13 protein-coding genes are annotated in these 18,983 nt (G+C 73.3%); 9 read left to right on the forward strand and 4 right to left on the reverse strand.

Annotated features, from left to right (window positions below; translation table 11 throughout):
- Window positions 1-6: 6 nt before the first annotated feature.
- The 3 genes from Apa02nite_RS15520 (at window position 7) to Apa02nite_RS15530 (ending at window position 4,014) form a co-directional block, all read left to right on the forward strand.
- The gene (locus tag Apa02nite_RS15520; protein WP_067688774.1) at window positions 7-1,365 is read left to right on the forward strand and encodes an amidase; all 1,359 of its coding nucleotides are present in this window, start codon (window positions 7-9) and stop codon (window positions 1,363-1,365) included.
- 119 nt (window positions 1,366-1,484) lie between these two features.
- Window positions 1,485-2,720: a threonine ammonia-lyase gene (ilvA, locus tag Apa02nite_RS15525; protein WP_203825554.1), complete on the forward strand. Its 1,236-nt coding sequence runs from the start codon at window positions 1,485-1,487 to the stop codon at window positions 2,718-2,720.
- A gap of 43 nt (window positions 2,721-2,763) precedes the next feature.
- Window positions 2,764-4,014, forward strand: a complete 1,251-nt coding sequence (locus tag Apa02nite_RS15530) for a M48 family metallopeptidase (RefSeq protein WP_203825555.1) — start codon at window positions 2,764-2,766, stop codon at window positions 4,012-4,014.
- Window positions 4,015-4,021: 7 nt separating this feature from the next.
- Here Apa02nite_RS15530 and greA read toward each other — a convergent pair whose 3' ends face one another.
- Both greA and Apa02nite_RS15540 read right to left on the reverse strand, forming a co-directional pair.
- Window positions 4,022-4,516 (reverse strand): transcription elongation factor GreA, encoded by a 495-nt coding sequence (gene greA, locus Apa02nite_RS15535; protein ID WP_067688784.1) that lies wholly within the window; start codon window positions 4,514-4,516, stop codon window positions 4,022-4,024.
- A gap of 117 nt (window positions 4,517-4,633) precedes the next feature.
- A complete protein-coding gene (locus Apa02nite_RS15540; RefSeq protein WP_239164331.1) occupies window positions 4,634-5,056 on the reverse strand; it encodes a DUF4307 domain-containing protein in 423 nt (140 codons plus the stop codon).
- A 114-nt stretch (window positions 5,057-5,170) separates the two neighbouring features.
- On the opposite strand from Apa02nite_RS15540, the gene mca reads away from it, so the two are divergent.
- The 4 genes from mca (at window position 5,171) to Apa02nite_RS15560 (ending at window position 11,430) form a co-directional block, all read left to right on the forward strand.
- Entirely contained in the window at window positions 5,171-6,052 is an 882-nt protein-coding gene (gene mca / locus Apa02nite_RS15545) for a mycothiol conjugate amidase Mca (protein ID WP_203825556.1), read from the forward strand.
- 8 nt (window positions 6,053-6,060) lie between these two features.
- Window positions 6,061-6,420 carry a hypothetical protein gene (locus Apa02nite_RS15550; protein WP_373872950.1) on the forward strand — a complete coding sequence of 120 codons (360 nt, stop codon included), beginning with the start codon at window positions 6,061-6,063 and terminating at the stop codon, window positions 6,418-6,420.
- Between the two features lie 346 nt (window positions 6,421-6,766).
- Complete coding sequence (locus tag Apa02nite_RS15555; protein WP_203825557.1) at window positions 6,767-9,289, forward strand: putative bifunctional diguanylate cyclase/phosphodiesterase; 2,523 nt, start codon at window positions 6,767-6,769, stop codon at window positions 9,287-9,289.
- Window positions 9,290-9,438: 149 nt separating this feature from the next.
- Window positions 9,439-11,430 (forward strand): thioredoxin domain-containing protein, encoded by a 1,992-nt coding sequence (locus Apa02nite_RS15560; protein ID WP_203825558.1) that lies wholly within the window; start codon window positions 9,439-9,441, stop codon window positions 11,428-11,430.
- Between the two features lie 7 nt (window positions 11,431-11,437).
- On the opposite strand, the gene Apa02nite_RS15565 is transcribed toward Apa02nite_RS15560, so the two are convergent.
- Window positions 11,438-11,998, reverse strand: coding sequence for a Uma2 family endonuclease (locus tag Apa02nite_RS15565; RefSeq protein ID WP_203825559.1), 561 nt, complete (start codon window positions 11,996-11,998; stop codon window positions 11,438-11,440).
- 94 nt (window positions 11,999-12,092) lie between these two features.
- Here Apa02nite_RS15565 and Apa02nite_RS15570 point away from each other — a divergent pair, with 94 nt between their 5' ends.
- Together Apa02nite_RS15570 and purE are read left to right on the forward strand one after the other, a co-directional pair.
- Window positions 12,093-13,235, forward strand: a complete 1,143-nt coding sequence (locus Apa02nite_RS15570; RefSeq protein WP_067688802.1) for a 5-(carboxyamino)imidazole ribonucleotide synthase — start codon at window positions 12,093-12,095, stop codon at window positions 13,233-13,235.
- A complete protein-coding gene (purE, locus tag Apa02nite_RS15575) occupies window positions 13,235-13,732 on the forward strand; it encodes a 5-(carboxyamino)imidazole ribonucleotide mutase (RefSeq protein ID WP_203825560.1) in 498 nt (165 codons plus the stop codon). The genes Apa02nite_RS15570 and purE overlap by 1 nt, the downstream gene beginning before the upstream one ends.
- A gap of 191 nt (window positions 13,733-13,923) precedes the next feature.
- Here purE and Apa02nite_RS15580 read toward each other — a convergent pair whose 3' ends face one another.
- Complete coding sequence (locus tag Apa02nite_RS15580) at window positions 13,924-18,951, reverse strand: SCO7613 C-terminal domain-containing membrane protein (RefSeq protein WP_203825561.1); 5,028 nt, start codon at window positions 18,949-18,951, stop codon at window positions 13,924-13,926.
- Window positions 18,952-18,983 lie beyond the last annotated feature (32 nt).

Here is an 18,983-nt window from a genome sequence, read left to right on the forward strand (position 1 = left end):
TGCGCTATGGACAGCACGACCTGGGTGGGCGCCACCGCCAAGCAGATCGCCCGGGCGGTGCGGCGCGGTGACGCGAACGCCACCCAGGTCGTTGCCGACCACTTGGAGCAGATCGCCATCTCGGATCCATCGCTCGGCGCGTTCCGGGTGGTGCGCGGCGGCGAGGCCCTGACCGAGGCGGAGAAGGTCGACGACCAGGAGGACCTGGCGAACCTTCCGCTGGCCGGCGTGCCGGTCGCGGTCAAGGAGAACACCCCGGTGGCCGGCCTGCAGACCTGGCACGGCTCGGCCGCGGCCCGCACCCCCGAGGTGGCCGAGGTGGACCACGAGGTGGTCCGGCGGCTGCGCGGGGCGGGCGCGGTGGTCGTCGGCGTCACGAAGATGCCGGAGATGGGCCTCTGGGCGGTCACCGACGATCCGGACGGCGTCACCCGCAACCCCTGGGACCTCGACCGTACGCCCGGTGGGTCGTCCGGTGGCTCGGCCGCCGCGGTGGCCGCCGGGCTGGTCCCGATCGCGCAGGGCAACGACGGGCTCGGCTCGATCCGGATCCCGGCGGCCTGCTGCGGGCTGGTCGGGCTCAAACCCGGCCGGGGCGTGGTGCCCGTCGACTTCGGCGACAACGACTGGTTCGGCCTGGTCGAGAACGGCGTGCTGACCACCACGGTGGCCGACGCCGCGCTCGGCTTCAGCGTGCTCGCCGGGCAGTCCCCGGCGAAACTCGTCGAGCCGTCGAAGCTGCGGGTCGGTGTGTCGCTGCGGTCGCCGATCGCCGGTGTGAAGCCGGACGAGCCGAACGTCTCCGCGGTCGCCAAGGCGTCGAAGCTGCTCGTCGACGCCGGGCACGACACGGTCAGCGCCGATCCCCGCTATCCCAACGGGGTCGCGCTCGGCGTGCTGGCGACCTGGTTCGCCGGTGCGTACAAGAACTCCGAGGGCCTGAACGTGCGCGAGCTGCAGCCGCGCACCCAGCGGCACATCCGGCTCGGCAAGGCGGTGACCCGGGCCGGCCTGATCCGGCAGACCCAGCGCGACGCCTGGCGGGCCCGCTCGATCCGGTTCTTCGCCGACCACAACGTGGACCTGCTGCTCACCCCGGCGCTGGCCACCGCGCCGCCGCTGGCCCTGCAGTATTCAGCGATCCCGTGGTACCGGAACATGCGGGCGAACGCCGAGTACGCGCCGTACCAGGCGCCGTGGAACTTCGCCGGGCTGCCGGCCATCGTGGTGCCGGTCGGTTTCCGGCCGGACGGGATGCCGCTCGCCGTGCAGCTGGTCGGCCCGCCCGACTCGGAGCTGCTGCTGCTCGCGGTGGCCGGCCAGTTCGAGGTCCAGAACCCCTGGCAGCGCCACGCCCTGGTCTGACCCGCTCCGGTCCCGGAGTCTGCGTCGCTCCCGGTCTCCGGCTGGCCCTCAGGGGTGTCTCGTGAGCGTTGAGTCACCCCTGAGGACCAGCCGGAGCGCGGGTGGCACGATGGGTGCTCATGAGCGACCTGCTGTCCCTGGCCGACGTCGAAGCGGCTCGGAAACTGCTCGGCGACATCGTCAAGATGACGCCGCTGGTGACCTCCCGGCCGCTCAGTGAGATCACTGGCGTGCCGGTCTGGCTGAAGTGCGAGAACCAGCAGCGGGCCGGGTCGTACAAGGTGCGCGGGGCGTACACCCGGATCGCCCGGCTGACCGCCGAGGAGCGGGCCCGCGGGGTGGTGGCGGCCAGTGCCGGCAACCACGCCCAGGGCGTGGCGCTCGCGGCCGGCCTGCTCGGCATCCAGGCCACCGTCTTCATGCCGGAGGGCGCGCCGCTGCCCAAGGTCACCGCGACCAAGGGGTACGGCGCGGCCGTCGAGTACGCCGGCACCAGCGTCGACGACGCCCTCGAGGCGGCACACGACTTCGCCGCCCGGACCGGTGCGGTGCTGATCCACCCGTTCGACCACCCGGACGTGATCGCCGGGCAGGGCACCCTGGCGCTGGAGATCCTGGAGCAGTGCCCGGAGGCGAGCACGATCGTCACCGCGGTCGGCGGCGGCGGGCTGATCTCCGGGATGGCGGTCGCGGCCAAGGCGCTGCGCCCCGACCTGCGGGTGATCGGGGTGCAGGCCAGCGGCGCGGCCGCGTTCCCGCCCTCGCTGGCGGCCGGCTCACCGCAGAAGCTGGCGGCGGTCGCCACCATCGCCGACGGCATCGCGGTGATGCGGCCCGGCGACCTGACCTTCGCGCACGTCGCCAAGCTCGTCGACGAGGTCGTCACGGTCACCGACGAGGACCTGTCGGCGGCCCTGCTGGTGCTGCTGGAGCGGCACAAGATGGTGGTCGAGCCGGCCGGCGCCGCGGCGGTGGCCGCCCTGCTCACCGGGGCGTACACGCCGCCACGCGACGGCGGCCCGGTGGTGGCGATCCTGTCCGGCGGCAACATCGACCCGATGCTGCTGCTGAAAGTGATCGAACACGGTCTCGCCTCGGCCGGGCGCTACCTGCGGCTGGCGGTGCGCTGCACCGACCGCCCGGGCCAGCTGGCCCGGATGCTGCGCGAGATCGCCGAGCAGCGGGCCAACATCGTCGACGTGGTGCACTCCCGGCAGAGCCCGCGGCTGGGCTTCGGCGAGGTGGAGGTGGCGCTCTCGGTGGAGACCCGCGGCCCGGCCCACTCGTCCGCCCTGATCAGCGCGCTCCGCGACGCCGGCTACCGGGTCTCCCTGCTGGCCGACGCGACACCGTAACGGGGTTGCCGCAGGCGTACCCAGACATGGATGATCTTGCATCGTGTCAACGGGGGAGAACTGTCCGCGGTGTGCCGCGACGACGATCAGCAAGCTGTCCGCCGATCCGTGGTGCCCGGCCTGCGAGTGGAACCTGGACCGGTACGACCCGGACCAGCGGGCGCCCGAGCTGGGCTGGCGGTGGCTGGACCGGCGGCTGTTCCGGGCCGCCTTCTGGCTGACCGAGCGGCAGTACGCCGAGCTCAGGGCCGCGCCGTCGATCGGCCGGGCGGCGACAGCGGCCCGGATCGTCACGGTCACCGTCTCGGTGCTGCTGCTCGCCATGGTGGCCGCGCTGCTGGTGGTCGGGATCCGGCTGCTCACCTATGACGTCGTCAACCCGATCAACCTGATCGGGGCGCTGCTGATCGGGATGGCCGTGGTGCTCCGGCCGCGGCTGGGCCGGCTGTCCCGGTACCGCGAGGAGGCGCAGGAACTCGGGCGGAGCACCGCGCCGGCCCTGTTCGCGGTGATCGACCGGGTGGCCGGTGCGATCGGCGCGCCGGTGCCGGACCTGGTGCTGCTCTCGGCCGAGCACAACGCCTTCACCGCCACGGCCGGTCTGCGCCGCCGCCGGGTGCTGTGCCTGGGCGCGCCGCTGTGGAGCGTGCTGGACCCGCAGGAGCGGGTCGCCCTGCTCGGGCACGAGCTGGGGCACTTCGTGAACGGCGACGTCCGGCGGGGCCTGCTCACCCAGGCCGCGGAGAACACGCTGGGGCAGGTGTCCTACCTGCTGCGGCCGGGCCGGGGGACCGGGTTGGTGACCATGGTGGTGGAGTTGCTCTCCCGGGTCGCGGCCCAGTTCTTCCTGCTGCTGCACCTGCTGCTGGTCTGGATCAGCCGGCGTGACTCCCAGCGGGCCGAGTACCTGGCCGACGAACTGGCGGCGAAGGCGGCCGGCAGCGCGGCGGCGATCCGGCTGCTGGACTCGTCCCTGCTCCTCGACGCGATCGACACCGTGGTGCGGCGGGAGGCCCGGGCGGGTCAGGGCGCGGCGGCCTGGCGGGCGGCGGCGGATCAGGCGCGATCCCGGCTGGCGGCCGACGTGACGGCGTACCGGCAGCTCAACCGGCGTACCGCGGTGTCGCTCTTCAGCACCCACCCGCCGGCCGGGCTGCGGGCCGGACTGCTCGCGGCCCGGGCGGCACAGCCGGCCGCGGTGGTCGTCACCGAGCCGGAACAGGCCCGGATGGACGACGAGCTCGCCACGCACTACGAACGAGTGCGCCGCGAGCTCGCCGTTGCGGCTCGATGAGGGCGGTTCAGCCCTCGAAGGCGCCGAACTTGACCACGGTGACCTTGATGTCGGAGCCGCTGGGCGCGGTGTAGGTCACGGTCTCGCCGGGACGGGCGCCGAGGATCGCCTTGCCGAGCGCCGACTCCGGGCTGTAGACGGTCAGGTCGGTGGTCGACGAGATCTCCCGCGAGCCGAGCAGGAAGCTCTCGGTGTCGTTCTGGTCGTCGTCGAAGTAGATCGTCACGACCGAGCCGGGCACCACCGAGTCGGCGGCCTGCACCTCGCCGACCTCGGAGTTGCGCAGGAACTCCTTCAAGTACAGGATCCGGCCCTCCTGGCGGCTCTGCTCCTCACGGGCCGCGTGGTAGCCGCCGTTCTCCCGGAGGTCGCCTTCTTCACGCCGCGCGTTGATCTCCGCAGCCACCGCCGGCCGACCGGCGATCAACTCGTCGAGCTCGGCCTGCAGTCGGTCGTGAGCGTCCTGGGAGAGCCAGGTCTTCGGCGCCTCGGAACTGGGCACGATCGATCTCCTTGCTGGTACGGGCGGTGCACAACATGAGTCGCGTCAGAACGCAGCGAATTACCAACCTTACCAGCGGTATGCATTCCACCGGGTCGGTCGATGTCCCGTCCGGGGTCAGCCGACGGGGCGGCAGCTCATCACGTCACCGACCACGCCACGGGCGGTCGTCGGCACCGATTCGGTCACCTCGACCTCGCCGCCGCCGGGTGGCGCGGGCACGGTCACGGTCCGGGTGCCGAGCTCGTAGCCCTGGAAGTCGCGGGCGCGCAGCGCGCAGGAGGCGGACTCGCCCTCCGGCACCCGGACCCGGAACTTGATCACCATCTCGGCGTCGGTCGGCTCGTTCCAGCCGACGATCTCCGGGCTGTAATTCGTTTGACCGAATTTTTGGTAATATGACCACGTTACGCCGAGTGCCACGATGCCGAACAACGTCGCCGCCACGATCAGGGTCAGCGGTTTGCGCCGCCGGCCGTCCCGGCGTCGGCCGTATCGGCCGGGCGGGAATACCGGGGTTGTGGCGCGCGTCTCGCTCACCTGTCGACCTCTCGTGCGGTTGTAGACGTTGGGATCGGCCAGAATGGCAGAGTCCATCTTCGCAGCCGATCCCGGCCCGCTCACGGCAGGCCTGGTCGAGAGGGTTCTGAAACTGTGGCTGAGCAACTGCGTCTCATGACTGTGCACGCGCACCCGGACGACGAGTCCAGCAAGGGCGCCGCCACCATGGCGAAATACATCGCCGAGGGCGCGTCGGTTCTCGTCGCCACCTGTACCGGGGGTGAGCGGGGAAGCGTGCTGAACCCGCAGATGGACCGGCCCGAGGTGCTGGCGGACATCACCAACATCCGCCGCAAGGAGATGGACCGGGCCCGCGAGATCCTCGGGGTCGACCAGGCCTGGCTCGGGTTCGTCGACTCCGGGCTGCCCGAGGGCGACCCGCTGCCGCCGCTGCCGGAGGGCTGTTTCGGCCTGCAGGACCCGCAGGAGGCGGCCAAGCCGCTGATCAAGCTGATCCGCGAGTTCCGCCCGCACGTCATGACGACGTACGACGAGAACGGCGGCTACCCGCACCCCGACCACATCATGTGCCACCGGGTGTCGGTGGCGGCCTTCGACGCGGCCGGCGACCCGGGGCTCTACCCCGAATTGGGCGAGCCGTGGCAGCCGCTGAAGCTGTACTACAACTCCGGCTGGACCCGGGCGCGGATGCTCGCGCTGCACGAGGGCATGCTCGCGGCCGGGCTGGAGTCGCCGTACGCGGAGTGGCTGGAGAAGTGGTCGGACCGGAACGACCGGGGCGACAAGATCACCACCCGGGTCGAGTGCGGTGAGTACTTCCACGTCCGCGACGACGCGCTGCGCGCCCACGCCACTCAGGTCGACCCGGACGGGTTCTGGTTCCACATCCCGCTGGAGATGCAGCAGAAGGTGTGGCCGACCGAGGACTTCGAGCTGGCGCGCTCACTCGTCGACAGCCCGATCCCGGAGTCCGACCTGTTCGCGGGCATCCGGGAGAAGGTCGAAGCCGCCTGAGCAGTACGCTGAGGGGCGTGGACATTATCGCGGTCAACAACTTCGGGGACACCCGTGACGGCGGTCTGGCCGGGCCGATGGGCCTGTTCCTGATCGTGCTGATGTGTATCGGGACGGTCCTGTTGATCCGCAACATGAACAAGCGCATTCGTCGGCTTCCCGACAGTTTCGACGCCGGAGCCGAGCGCGAACGTGTGGCGGAAATCGCCCGGCTCAACGCTGATCTTGAGCGTTCCGGTGACGAGCCGGCCGACAGTGTCGAAGCGGGTCGATCGACCAAGGTCGACGAAAGTGCGGAAGCCGAGGTCGGGGCGGTGTCGGACGAGAAACGTGAGTCCGCATCGGACAACGGCACGACCGGACGGTGATCGTCTCGTCGCCCACCGCGCTGGCTTTCCGGCTCGCGGCGGGCGGCGAGTGCCGCGGGCCGTCAGCCGTCAAGCCCTGTTGTGTTCATCGGGATTGATTTAGCCTTCCGCCCGGGGGCCACACGGCTCCTGGACCCTGCGCGGAAGGGGGCGCCGACATGACCACTGTCCGGCGCCGACTCTCCGAAACGCATCTGCACGTGCATCGTCCCGTGCTGTCCATGATCGAGCCGCGGTCCCGGCATTTCTCCGGGCCGCGCCACCGGGCCACGATCGCGCCGCGGTGCCGACGCTTCTCCGGGCCGCGCCACCGGGCCACGATCGCGCTGCATCCCCGGGCGCGATCATGAGCGTCCCAACCTCGCCACAGCGTCGCGCGTGGACCACTCTGGCCGGGCGCTCCCGTCCGGTCCGCATCCTGACCGTGACCGTCGTGCTGGCCGCGCTGGCGGCCGTGCTCCTCGGCGCCCTGCAGCGACCGAGCCTGATCGCCGGCAGCCCGCTGTCACCTGTCGACGGCGCCTGCGTCGCGGCCGTGCTGGCCGCCATCGCCCAGCTGGCCGGCCTGCGCTTCCGGCTCGGTCCGGACGCGGTGTCGGTGAGCTGGGCCGAGGCGGCCGTGGTGGTCGGGCTGGTGGTCTGCCCGGCCGGGTGGCTGCCGGCCGCCACCCTGGCCGGCATCGGCGCGGCCTGGCTGCTGCTGGCCTGGCTGACCGGGCTGCGCAACCCCGCCGAGATCGTCCACCTGGTCGCCTCGATGACCCTCGGTGTCTCGGCGGCCACCCTCGTCACCTCGCTGCTGGCCGGCGACGCCGGGGTGCGCAGCGGCCGGCTGGCCCTGGCCCTGGTCGCCGGGGCGCTCACCTATCTGCTGATCACTTTCGGCCTGGTGGTGCTCACCCTGACCCTGCAGCGGGACGCCTCGCCGGTGCAGGTGGCCGCGAAGGTGCTCTACGCCAAGGCGCCGATGTCGACCGGCAACGTGATCGTCGGGCTCTGCGCGGTGTACGCCATGGTCAGCGAGCCGCTCTGGCTGCTCGCTTTCGGGCCGGTGCTGTGGCTGCTGCACCGGACATACCGTTTCCACCTGCGGGTCGCCGAGGAGCGCCGGATGTGGCAGGCGTTCGCCACCGCCACCGCCCGGATGCCCGGCGCCAGCGAGGCCGAGGTGGCCCGGGCCGGGCTGCGCGGCGCGCTGGACGTGTTCGGCGCCCGCCGGGCCGAGCTGGAGCTGCGCGGCGAGCAGGGCCACCGCCGGTACACCCAGGACGGCCCGGGGCAGAACCCGGACATGGCCGGCTCCGGCCCGGCGGTCACCCGCAGCATGGCGGTGGCCGGCCGCCCGGTCGGCGAGCTCACCGTCTGGCTCGGCGAGCCGACCCTGCCGGTGCCGCACGACGAGACGGCGATCGCGGCGTACGGCGAAGCGCTGGCCGGGGCCCTGCACGACGCGGCCGCCCACCAGCGGATCGTCGAACTCGACGCCCGGGCCGCGCACGACCGGGGGCACGACCCGCTGACCGGCCTGATCAACCGGGCCGCGCTGGTGACCGAGGGGGACGTGGTGCTGCGCGCCGGCGAGCGGGACCGCCCGGTCGCCCTGCTGCTGCTCGACGTCGTCAACTTCCGGGACGTGAACAGCACGCTCGGGCACCGCGGCGGCGACGAGGTGCTGCGCCTGATCGCCGAACGCCTCACCGACCAGGCCCGCCCCGGCGAGCTGATCGCCCGCACCGGCGACGACGAGTTCGCGCTGATGCTGCCGGCCCTGACCACGCTGACCGGCCCGGCCGGCTGGGCGCACGGCGCGCCGCACACCCTCTCCCAGGCCCTGCGCCGGTCCCGGGAGCTGGTCGAGCAGCTGCGGCTGCCGATGCGGGTGGCCGGGGTCCGGCTGGCCGTCGAGGTGACCGTCGGCGCGGTCGTCGCCCAGGCCGGCCACGTCGAGGTGAACGAGCTGCTGCGGCGGGCCTCGCTGGCCGCCGGGCGAGCCAAGGAGCTGGGGCTGACCGTCGGGACCTACGACAGCGGTCAGGACGCCAGCAGCACCGACCAGCTCGCGCTGCTCGCCGAGCTGCAGGACGCGTTCGCCGCCGACGACCAGATCATGCTGCACCTGCAGCCCGCGGTCGACCTGGTCACCGCGGAGCCGACCGGTTGCGAGGCGCTGGTCCGCTGGCGGCACCCACGGCGCGGGCAGCTCTCGCCGGCCGAGTTCCTGCCCGCCGTGGAACGCAGCGAGCTGCTCATCCCGTTCACCCGGCGGGTGCTCGACCTGGCGCTGGCCTCGGCCGCGGACTGGACCGCGGCCGGCATCGACGTACCGGTCTCGGTGAACGTCTCGGCCCGCAGCCTGACCGACCCGACCTTCCCGGCGCAGGTCACCGAGGCGCTGCGCCGGCACCGCACGCCGGCCTCGCGCCTGGTCCTGGAGATCACCGAGTCGGTGGCGGTCAGCGAGCGGGACATCGTGGACGAGGTGCTGGCCCGGTTGCGGGCGACCGGGGTGCAGATGTCGCTCGACGACTTCGGCACCGGGTTCTCCTCGCTGTCCTCGGTCACCCGGATCCAGGTCGACGAAATCAAGATCGACCGCTCGTTCGTCGACGAGATGATCGACTCGGCGGCGGCCGGCGCGGTGGTCCGCGGCGCGGTCGAGCTCGGCGCGCGACTCGGTGTGCGGGTGGTCGCCGAGGGCATCGAGACCATCGAGCAGCGGGCCGCTCTGATCGAGCTGGGCTGCCCGTCCGCGCAGGGCTACCACTTCTGCCGGCCGATGCCGGCCGACAAGATCGTTCAGGCACTGACCCAGCTGGCCCGGGCCGCCCCGGCCAACGTCACCCCGCTGCAGGCGGACGACGCTTCCTAGGCCGCGCCTCGCCTCGGCCGGGTTCCGCATCGACCTCGGCCTGACGGACGCGCCGCTGTCCTTGATCCGACGTTCCGGGGTGGAGGCTGTGCCAGACTCGGGAGCCACGGGACGTTCCGTGACATCGAGTTCAAGGAGTGGCACTCCAGATGGCCAATCGCCTCGCCGGCGCGACGTCGCCCTATCTGCTGCAGCACCGGGACAACCCGGTCGACTGGTGGCCCTGGTGCGACGAGGCCTTCGAGGAGGCGCGCCGTCGGGACGTGCCGGTGCTGATCTCGGTCGGCTACTCGGCCTGCCACTGGTGTCACGTGATGGCACACGAGTCCTTCGAGGATGCGGCGGTCGCCGAGCAGCTGAACCGGGACTTCGTGGCGATCAAGGTGGACCGCGAGGAGCGGCCCGACGTGGACGCCGTCTACATGACCGCCACCCAGGCGATGACCGGGCAGGGCGGCTGGCCGATGACGGTCTTCGCGACCCCCGGCGGCGACCCGTTCTTCTGCGGCACCTACTTCCCGCAGCAGCAGTTCAGCCGGCTGCTCACGTCGGTCGCCGAGGCCTGGCGCGACGAGCGCGAGGGTGTGCTCGCCCAGGGCGCCGCGGTGGTCCAGGCGGTCGGCGGCGCCCAGCTGGTCGGTGGCCCGACCGCGGCGATCACCGGGGAGATGCTGGCGGCCGCGACCGCCGGGCTGTCCGAGGACCACGATGAGACGTACGGCGGGTTCGGCGGCGCCCCGAAGTTCCCGCCGCACATGAACCTGCTCTTCCTGCTCCGCCACCACGAGCGCACCGGCTCGCCGGAAGCCCTGGAACTGGTCCGGCACACGTGCGAGCAGATGGCCCGCGGCGGCGTCTACGACCAGCTGGCCGGCGGCTTCGCCCGGTACGCCGTCGACGCGCACTGGACCGTGCCGCACTTCGAGAAGATGCTCTACGACAACGCGCTGCTGCTGCGGGTCTACACCCAGCTGTGGCGGCTCACCGGCGACGAGCTGGCCCGCCGGGTGGCCGACGAGACCGCCACGTTCCTGCTGCGTGACCTGGGCACACCGGCCGGCGGGCTGGCCTCGGCGCTGGACGCGGACACCGACGGGGTCGAGGGCCTGACCTACGCGTGGACCCCGGCCCAGCTCACCGCGGCGCTCGGGGTCGCGGACAGCGCGTGGGCCGCCGACCTGTTCCGGGTCACCACGGCCGGGACGTTCGAGCACGGGTCGAGCGTGCTGGTGCTCGGCCGGGACATCGACGCGGCCGACCCGGTGCTGATCAGCCGCTGGCAGGACGTCCGGGCCCGGCTCCTGGCCGCCCGCGATCTCCGCCCGCAGCCGGGCCGGGACGACAAGGTGGTCGCGTCGTGGAACGGCCTGGCGATCACCGCGCTGGCCGAGCACGGGGTGCTCACCGGGTCGTCCGCCTCCCGGTCGGCCGCGGTGGAGCTGGCCGAGGTGCTCGCCGACCGGCACGTGGTGGAGGGGCGGCTGCGCCGGGTGTCCCGGGACGGCACGGCCGGTGATCCGGCCGGGGTCCTGGAGGACTACGGGTGCGTGGCCGAGGCGTTCCTCGCCGTGCACCAGATCACCGCGGATCCGCGCTGGTTGCGGTCCGCGGGCGAGTTGCTGGACGTCGTCCTGGCCCATTTCGGTACGGCGTCGGGCGGGTTCTACGACACCGCGGACGACGCCGAGAAGCTGCTCACCCGGCCGGCCGATCCGACCGACAACGCGACCCCGTCCGGCCTCGCGTCGGTGTGCTCGGCACTGGTCGGGTACGCGGCGCTGAGCGGGGAGACGTCGTACCGGCTGGCGGCCGACGCGGCGCTGGCGACGGTGGGTCCGCTGATCGAGGGGCACCCGCGGTTCGCCGGCTACGCCGCGATGGTGGCCGAGGCGGCGGTGACCGGGCCGTACGAGATCGCGGTCGCCACCCACGACCCGGACGATCCGCTGGTGGCGGCGGCGTACCGGGAGTCGCCGGCCGGGACGGTCGTGGTGGTGGGCGCCCCGGACGCGCCGGGGGTGCCGCTGCTGGCCGACCGGCCACTGATCGGCGGGCGGGCCACGGCCTACGTCTGCCGCGGCTTCGTCTGCGACCGCCCGGTCACCACACCGGAGGACCTGGTCGCCCGCCTCCGGCAGTGACGCCGGATCAGCCGGCCTTGGGCAGGTGGTCGTCCGGGGAACTTTGCAGCAGCCACGCCAACGGCATCTTGGTCGCGGCCTCGTAGATGCCGGCGTCGGTGAGCCGGTAGAGCGTCACGGTGTTGGCCGCGTCGCGGTCGACCACCCAGTAGCGGGGGATGCCAGCGCGTGCGTATTCCTTGACTTTGGTGTCCTGATCCATGGACCTGGAGCCGGGCGACACGATCTCGACGGCGAGTAGCAGGTCGGTGAGCGCCGGCCAGATGCCCTGCGGGCGCTGCGCCCAAAGGGTCAGATCGGGAATCCGGCCGCCATCGCCGTCCGGCCCGGGGATGCGGATGCCGACGGCCTGCAGGACCTGCCGCGTTGGCCATCCCGCGCCGGTCAACCAGAACTGAAGATCCGAGGCGATTCCGGCGTGATCTGTGTCGGGCGGCGGTGTGATGGTGATCGCCCCCTCGGCGCTCAACTCGAACCGGTGGCCGTGTTCATCCGCCTCGATCATGGCGGTCAGGTCCGTGAGCGTGACGGTGCGCGGCAGGGACCTGGCGAATGCCTCTGCGCTCATGCGTCCATGTTAATTGCCACCTGTGCCGCTCACCCCGTACCGGAAAGGGGTTGATTTTTGGGTTGAGCTGGGGCGTCGCTAGGCTGGGCGGGCGATGGATACCCGAACCGGTCTGCCCGTAGTCGGCATGGTGGGTGGCGGCCAGCTGGCCCGGATGACCCACCAAGCCGCTATCTCCCTCGGCCAGTCACTGCGTGTGCTCAGTGAGAAGCCCGACGACAGTGCCGCGCTGGTCGCGGCGGATGTGCCTATCGGCACGCACACCGATCTGGCTGCTCTGCGTGAGTTCGCCAAGGGGTGCGACGCCGTCACCTTCGACCACGAGCACGTGCCGACCGAGCACATCGAGGCGCTCGAGGCCGAGGGCGTGAAGATCTTCCCGGGGTCGAAGGCGCTGGTCTTCGCCCAGGACAAGGGCCTCATGCGGGAGCGCCTCGCGGCGCTCGGCGCGCCGGTGCCACGCTGGGCGCGGGTGAGTTCGGCCGCCGAGATCGAGGCGTTCGCCGACGGTTCCTGGCCGGTGGTGGCCAAGGCGACCCGGGGAGGGTACGACGGTCGCGGCGTCTGGATGGTCGGCTCCCGTGAGGCGGCCGAGGACCTGGTCTCCACCGGGATCCCGCTGATCGTCGAGGAGAAGGTGCCGCTGCGGCGGGAGCTCGCGGCGCTCGTGGCGCGGTCGCCGTTCGGGCAGGTCGCGGCGTACCCGGTGGTGGAGACCGTGCAACGCGACGGGATCTGCGTCGAGGTGATCGCCCCGGCACCCGGCCTCTCCGACGACCTCGCCCTGGCCGCGCAGCAGCTCGCCATCGACCTGGCCACCGAGCTGGGTGTGGTCGGCCTGCTGGCCGTCGAGCTGTTCGAGACCGACGCCGGCATCGTGGTGAACGAGCTGGCGATGCGCCCGCACAACTCCGGGCACTGGACCATCGAGGGCGCCCGGACCTCGCAGTTCGAGCAGCACCTGCGGGCCGTCCTGGACTATCCGATGGGCTCCACCGCGCTGACCGCCCCAGTCGTCGTGATGGCGAACGTGCTGGGCGGGCAGCCCGGCGGGATCTCCATCGACGAGCGGCTGCACCACCTGTTCGCCGCCGTCCCGGACGCGCGCGTGCACCTCTACGGCAAGCAGGTCCGCCCGGGCCGCAAGATCGGGCACGTGACCGTGCTCGGTGACTCGTTGACCGAGGTGCGCGCGCGAGCCGCGCGGGCCGCGCAGTGGCTCCAGGAAGGCAACTGATGGCACCCGTCGTCGGCATCATCATGGGCAGCGACTCGGACTGGCCGACCATGGAGGCCGCCGCGCTCGCGCTCGCCGAGTTCGAGGTGCCGTTTGAGGTCGGCGTGGTCTCCGCGCACCGCACGGTCCGCAAGATGGTGGACTACGCGGAGTCGGCGGCCGGCCGCGGCATCCAGACGATCATCGCGGGGGCGGGTGGCGCCGCGCACCTGCCGGGCATGGTCGCCGCGCTCACCCCGCTGCCGGTGATCGGCGTCCCGGTGCCGCTCAAGCACCTGGACGGGATGGACTCGCTGCTGTCGATCGTGCAGATGCCGGCCGGTGTGCCGGTGGCGACCGTGTCGATCGGCGGGGCGCGCAACGCCGGGCTGCTCGCGGTCCGGATCCTCGGCGCGTCCGACCCGGTGCTGCGTCAGCGGATGACCGACTTCCAGGTGGGCCTGGAGAAGATGGTCGAGGAGAAGGACGCGGCTCTCCGCACGAAACTGCTCGGCTGAGACCGCGACGCGGCTCCCGGCTCTGGCTGGCCCTCAGGGGTGTCTCCGCGCTGCGGAGGCACCCCTGAGAACCAGCCGACCACCCGGACGCGCGCTGCGGCCCGGACCGCAGCGCGGGCGTCGCGCGAGACCGTCACGGGACATGGCTCGTAGCCTGCGGACGGCCGCTCGTTTTTCGTACCAAATAGGGTTTATCGCATCTGGGAGACGACGTTGCGCAGGTCCTGGGCGCGGCGGCGGCTTTCGCTGGTGGCGCCCAGGAAGAGCAGGACCACGCCGACCGGGACCAGCATCAGCCACGGGCCGCCCAGGCTGAAGGCGAACTTCAGCGCGGCGACCACGGTGGCGACCGTGCCGATCACCACTGGCGCCTGTTGACGGGTCCGCGAGCCGATCAGCAGGGTGACCACGCCGCCGAGCAGCAGCACCACCTCGCGGAGGTCACCGCCCTCGCCGGCCAGCACGATCCCGATGGTCGGCACGAACGCGGCGAGCAGCGCCGGACCATACGCCGCCCAGCTGCTCAGCTCCGGCCGATGATGCGCCTCGACGATGCCGACGGCCAGCGCCAGCGCCGCGAACGGCAGCGTGTAGGCCTCCGGCAGCGCCACCTCGGCCAGCGCGATGAACAGCCACCAGCCGATGATCTCGAAGCCCACCGCCAGCCAGAACATCGCGCGCCGCTGGCTGGGCGTCCGGTCCGGGCGGGACGCGGTCAGGCCCAGCACCGCACCCCAGGCGGCCAGCAGCGCCGCCAGATGCGCCGGTGAGTCGAAGGCCAGTGCGCCGGCGATGGCCGCGGACGCGTAACCGCTCCACTCCACGGTGACCGCCTCGGCCCGGAACTGGGCCAGGCCGAGCCGGGGGAGCAGCGACTCCAGGGCCAGCAGGGTGGCGCCGACGGCGAGCACCCCGAACGCCGCCCAGTGCCGGTCGAGACCCAGCGCGATCGCGCCGGCCAGCACGAACATCTGGCCCATCAGCGCGGCGAACAACCAGCCCAGCAGGCGAGCCGAGACGGTGCGCCCGAGCACCGCGGCGACCAGCCCCACTCCCACTGCGGCGCCCAGCGTGAGCACCGTCAGGTTTTCCTGGGCCAGGCTGCCGGAGAGCCCGGCACCCCCGGCCAGCAGGCCGATCACGAACACCACGGACCGGGTGCCGCGCAGCAGCGGACTCCGGCTCCCCACCGGCGGCAGGGTGAGCGCCAGGCCGAGCATCGAGATGGTGAAGACCGCCAGCGCCGCACCGGTCGCCGCCGGGAACGGCGCGTGCACCGCGATCGGGGTGATCAGCAGTGTGAGCGCCACCCCGGGCAGGATTACCGGCACGGTCTCGGCCGCGCGGCCGCCGAACCCGAGCGCGGCCAGCGCGGCCGCCCCGGTCAGCAGCACCGCGGCCAGCGCGCTCGTCGCGTCGACGTTGCCGGCGGCCGGGTTGACCAGAGCCGGCACCGGGCCCTCCCAGACCGCGGCGAGCTGGCGCAGCGGGTCGAGCAGCGCCGCGCGCAGGGCCGGGGCCAGCGAGAACAGCGCCAGCATGGTGGGCAGCAGGGCGAGCATCACGGCACCGGTCGCCGGGTCGTTCAGCCAGCGCTGGAACAGCCCGCCGCCACGCGCCCGGCGGGCCCGGTGGTAGCGGATGTCGCCGTCCGGGAACTCGTTGACCACCGACGGGCGCGGCGGTGCGGGAACGGCGCCGCGCAGCATCTCGGCGAGCACACCGAGCAGGGCGGCGGCCGCCGCGTACAACGCCGTCGGGTAGTCGGTCGGCACCGAGACGAGCGCGGTCACGGTGGCGCCGAGCACCAGCCCGATGGTGGCCCATGGAAGGTACTGCGGGACGTGCCGGCCGAACAGGGCCAGCAGGGCCAGGCCGACGCTGGAACCGGCCAGCGCGGCGGTCAGCACGACCTGGGCGCTGTGTCCCTGGTCGGCGGAGAACGCGGCGAACGTGCCGGGCAGCGCGAGCAGCACCGCCGCGGTGGCCGCGCCGCCGACCTGCGCCCGATGCTCGGGCAGGATCCGGAAACCCTCCGGGGTGACGAGCACCTCGTCCGGGTCGGCGGACGGCAGCGGGATCCGGGCGGTCGCCGCGACCAGCGCGCCGAGCAGCACCACGGTGAGCAGGGCCAGGCCTGTCGACCAGGGGCGGGCCAGGCCGACCGCGGTGGTGTGCAGCAGGACCACGGCGGCGACGACGGCGCGGGCCCGGGCCGCTTGCGGTTCGCTGGTGGCCAGGGCGGCCATGGCGTACGCGGTGGCCACCGCGGCGCCGATCAGCAGCGGGGACCACCAGGGCAGCCCGAGCGCCCAGGGAGCGCCCATCGCGGCCAGCGCGGCGCACAGCCCGGAGGCGTAGTGCGACCACGGCCGGGGCAGCGCGATGGCGGCCGTGATCGCGACCATGACCAGGGCGAACGGCGCCTGCCAGGCCCCCGGCGGCGCGGCGGTGGCGAAGTGCTCGACGTCGGTGTTCCAGAGCGGTCCGGGCGCGGACAGGATCCGCAGGCTGCCGCCGACCGCCTGCCAGCCGGCCAGCCCGGCGACCACCAGAGCGGCGATGCCCAGGCCGCGGGCCGGGCCGCGCTTCCACTCGTCGAGCAGCACGGTCACGCCCATGCCGACGAGCAGCACCACCACGCCGGCCACCGCGAGCGGGGCGTTCGGGAAGGCGAGCGCGGCGACCCGGGCCAGCGCGCCGCAGATCGCGACGGTGGCGGCCGCGGCGGCCAGGTCCGGGCCGTCCATCATCCGATCGGTGCGGCCGCGGGTGTCGATGCTCTTGGCGAAGAACAGCAGCAGCGCCGCGCCGAGCAGCAGCGCGCCCACGCAGAGATCCGCGATGGTCCGGCCCGGGGCGAACAGGGCGGCCGCGGCCAGCGCCAGCGCGCCCAGGCCGGTGCCGGCGGTCAGCGGGAAGCTGATCTCGCGGCGGGCCACCTGGAACACCGCCGCGTAGCTGAGCGTGCCGGCCACCGCGAGGAAGCCGGCGGCCAGCGCCGGGACGATCACCCCGGTGGTCGGCGGCGGGCCCTGACCGGTGTCCGAGACGGCGAGCGCGGCGGTGACCGCGGCGCCCGGGATGGCCAGCGCCGCCGCGCCGGACGCCCAGTCGCCGATCACCCAGGCGAACAGCCGGATCTGGAGCTGCCGGGCCGCGAAGGTGACCATCACGCCGGCGCCGGCCAGCGCGGTCAGCACCGCGGCGGTCAGCCAGCAGGCGGCCAGCGAGGCGCCCGCCCCGAACAGGCCGACCACCCCGGCCGCGGCGACGTGCGCGATCGCGATCCGGCGGGTGCTCGACCAGAGTCCGGCCGCGCCCAGCCCGATCGACGCCAGCACCAGCGGCCAGGGCGCCTCGGACCAGGCCAGACCGAGTGAGGCGGGCAGTGCCAGGGCGGTCATCGCGATGCCGGCCACCGCGCTCTCGTGCCGGATCTGGGCCGGCAGGGCGAGCGCCGCGGCGATCGTCACCAGCAGCGCGGCGAACGCCAGCAGCCAGCCGGCCGGGCCGACCGCGTCGGCCATCACCCGGGCGTAGTCGGCGCTGTCCACCTGCCAGACCGGGCGGGCCGCGGCCACCGGGGCGATCGCGGCCCGGATCGCGTCGATCCCGACCAGCAGGCCGATCAGGCCGAGGGCGGCCGCGGAGGCGTACTGCGGGCCGCGGCGGACCGTCTCGGGCAGCAGGCCGATCACCGCGCCGGCGATCGCCACCGTGGCGGCCGCGATCACCAGTGTCCAGTCCGGGTCGACCACGGCGGCCACCCGGGCCGCCGCGCCGATCACCGCGAGGACGAGGATGCCGTTGGCGATGTGCCGTTCCAGCGTGTGGTCGAGCAGTTTGGCGGCGGCGACGCCGGTCAGCGCGGCGGCGATCAGGATCAGACCGGAGCGCAGCGCGTCCGACACCGCGTGGGCCTGCAGCAACGCCGCCGACGAGTAGAGCAGCGCGCCCGCGCAGGCGAAGCAGAGCAGGGCGAAGGTCAGCTCGCGCAGCCAGTCCGCGGACGGTGGCTCGACCGGCGCGGCGAGCGGGACGGAACCGGCGGCCGGCGCGCCGGCCGGGCGCGGGCCGGGGAAGATCCGGGTCGGGATCCAGCGTCGGCGCGGGCGATTCAGACCGGAAATGATCAGATCCGGCTCTTCCGGATGGGACTCCGGCCGGGGCGGGGCATCCGCGGCGTACGACGACGGGTCGGCCGGATCCGGGTCACCCTCGTGGCGGGTGAAACCGTCGCCGTCCGCCTCGGCCGCGGCGGCCCGGTCGGCGGCGTCCGGCCGGCCCAGCGGCCAGCGCGGCACCAACCGGCCCCGCCGGATCACCCGGGTGAGCAGCAGCAGGTCGAGGGCGGCCACCGCGGTCAGGGCCAGGCCCCAGCCGGCCGGGCTCTGGATCCACGGGTAGGCCAGCAGCGGGGCGACCGGCTGGGTGGCGATGACCGTGGCGTAGCGGGGGATGGCCAGCCGGGTGGCGCCCGCGTACACGAAGCTCGCCACCGCGGTGATCGCGAAGGTGATGCCCAGGTAGAGCGGGGTGGCCACCTCGGCGCCACCGGCCAGCGCGCTGCCGTGCAGCGTGTAGAGCGTCATCGGCAGCAGGATCAGGCCGATCGCGGCGATCGTCTCGGCGGTCGAGGTCAGGGTGCGCCGGGCCACGCCGGGCGCCACGCTCAGCGCGATCGCGGTGAACAGGGCCAGGATGACCGCCCGGGCGACCGGGTTGCTGAACGCCACCCCGGCGAACACCACGGCGGCCAGCGCGATCAGCAGCGCGCCCAGGCCGAGCAGGATGTTCTGCACCGACTGGGTGGAGGCCTCCGGGCCGTGCTCCAGCGGCGCCATCGGCGGCCTCGGCGGGCGGCGCACCCCGGCGGGCTCCGGGCCGTCGCCGGCCGGACGGCGTGACGCGGTCCGCGGCGGTCCCGGTGGTGGCTCCTCCGGGCCGTCCGGGCGGGCGCCCGGTGGCGGCGGTGGCGGGAAGTCCTCGGCGCCACCGGACCGGCCACGGGTGGCCGTGGCGGGGCGCCGGGACTTGCCGACCTTCTGCTTCTGCGCGTGCGCCAGGATGTCCCGCCGGAACAGCGCGGCCTGCAACTGACTGGCGATCTTCGTCCGGGTGCCGGCCGCCGCCATGTCCTGCACCTTGAGCGCCGCTATCGAGGCGTCGATGCGAGCCAGTTCATCTGCGTAGTCGGGCTCGTCAGCCTTCGCCACGGGGCCTCCTGCCAGCGTGTCGCTCAGTAGTT

This window comes from Actinoplanes palleronii, assembly GCF_016862315.1.
GTDB lineage: Bacteria > Actinomycetota > Actinomycetes > Mycobacteriales > Micromonosporaceae > Actinoplanes > Actinoplanes palleronii.

Excerpts from the sequence above, each read along its gene's own strand:
- Apa02nite_RS15520 (WP_067688774.1), top strand. The coding sequence starts at position 7 with ATGGACAGCACGACCTGGGTGGGCGCCACCGCCAAGCAGATCGCCCGG.
- ilvA (WP_203825554.1), top strand. The coding sequence starts at position 1,485 with ATGAGCGACCTGCTGTCCCTGGCCGACGTCGAAGCGGCTCGGAAACTG.
- Apa02nite_RS15555 (WP_203825557.1), top strand. The coding sequence starts at position 6,767 with ATGAGCGTCCCAACCTCGCCACAGCGTCGCGCGTGGACCACTCTGGCC.
- Apa02nite_RS15560 (WP_203825558.1), top strand. The coding sequence starts at position 9,439 with ATGGCCAATCGCCTCGCCGGCGCGACGTCGCCCTATCTGCTGCAGCAC.
- Apa02nite_RS15565 (WP_203825559.1), bottom strand. The coding sequence starts at position 11,998 with ATGAGCGCAGAGGCATTCGCCAGGTCCCTGCCGCGCACCGTCACGCTC.
- Apa02nite_RS15570 (WP_067688802.1), top strand. The coding sequence starts at position 12,093 with ATGGATACCCGAACCGGTCTGCCCGTAGTCGGCATGGTGGGTGGCGGC.
- purE (WP_203825560.1), top strand. The coding sequence starts at position 13,235 with ATGGCACCCGTCGTCGGCATCATCATGGGCAGCGACTCGGACTGGCCG.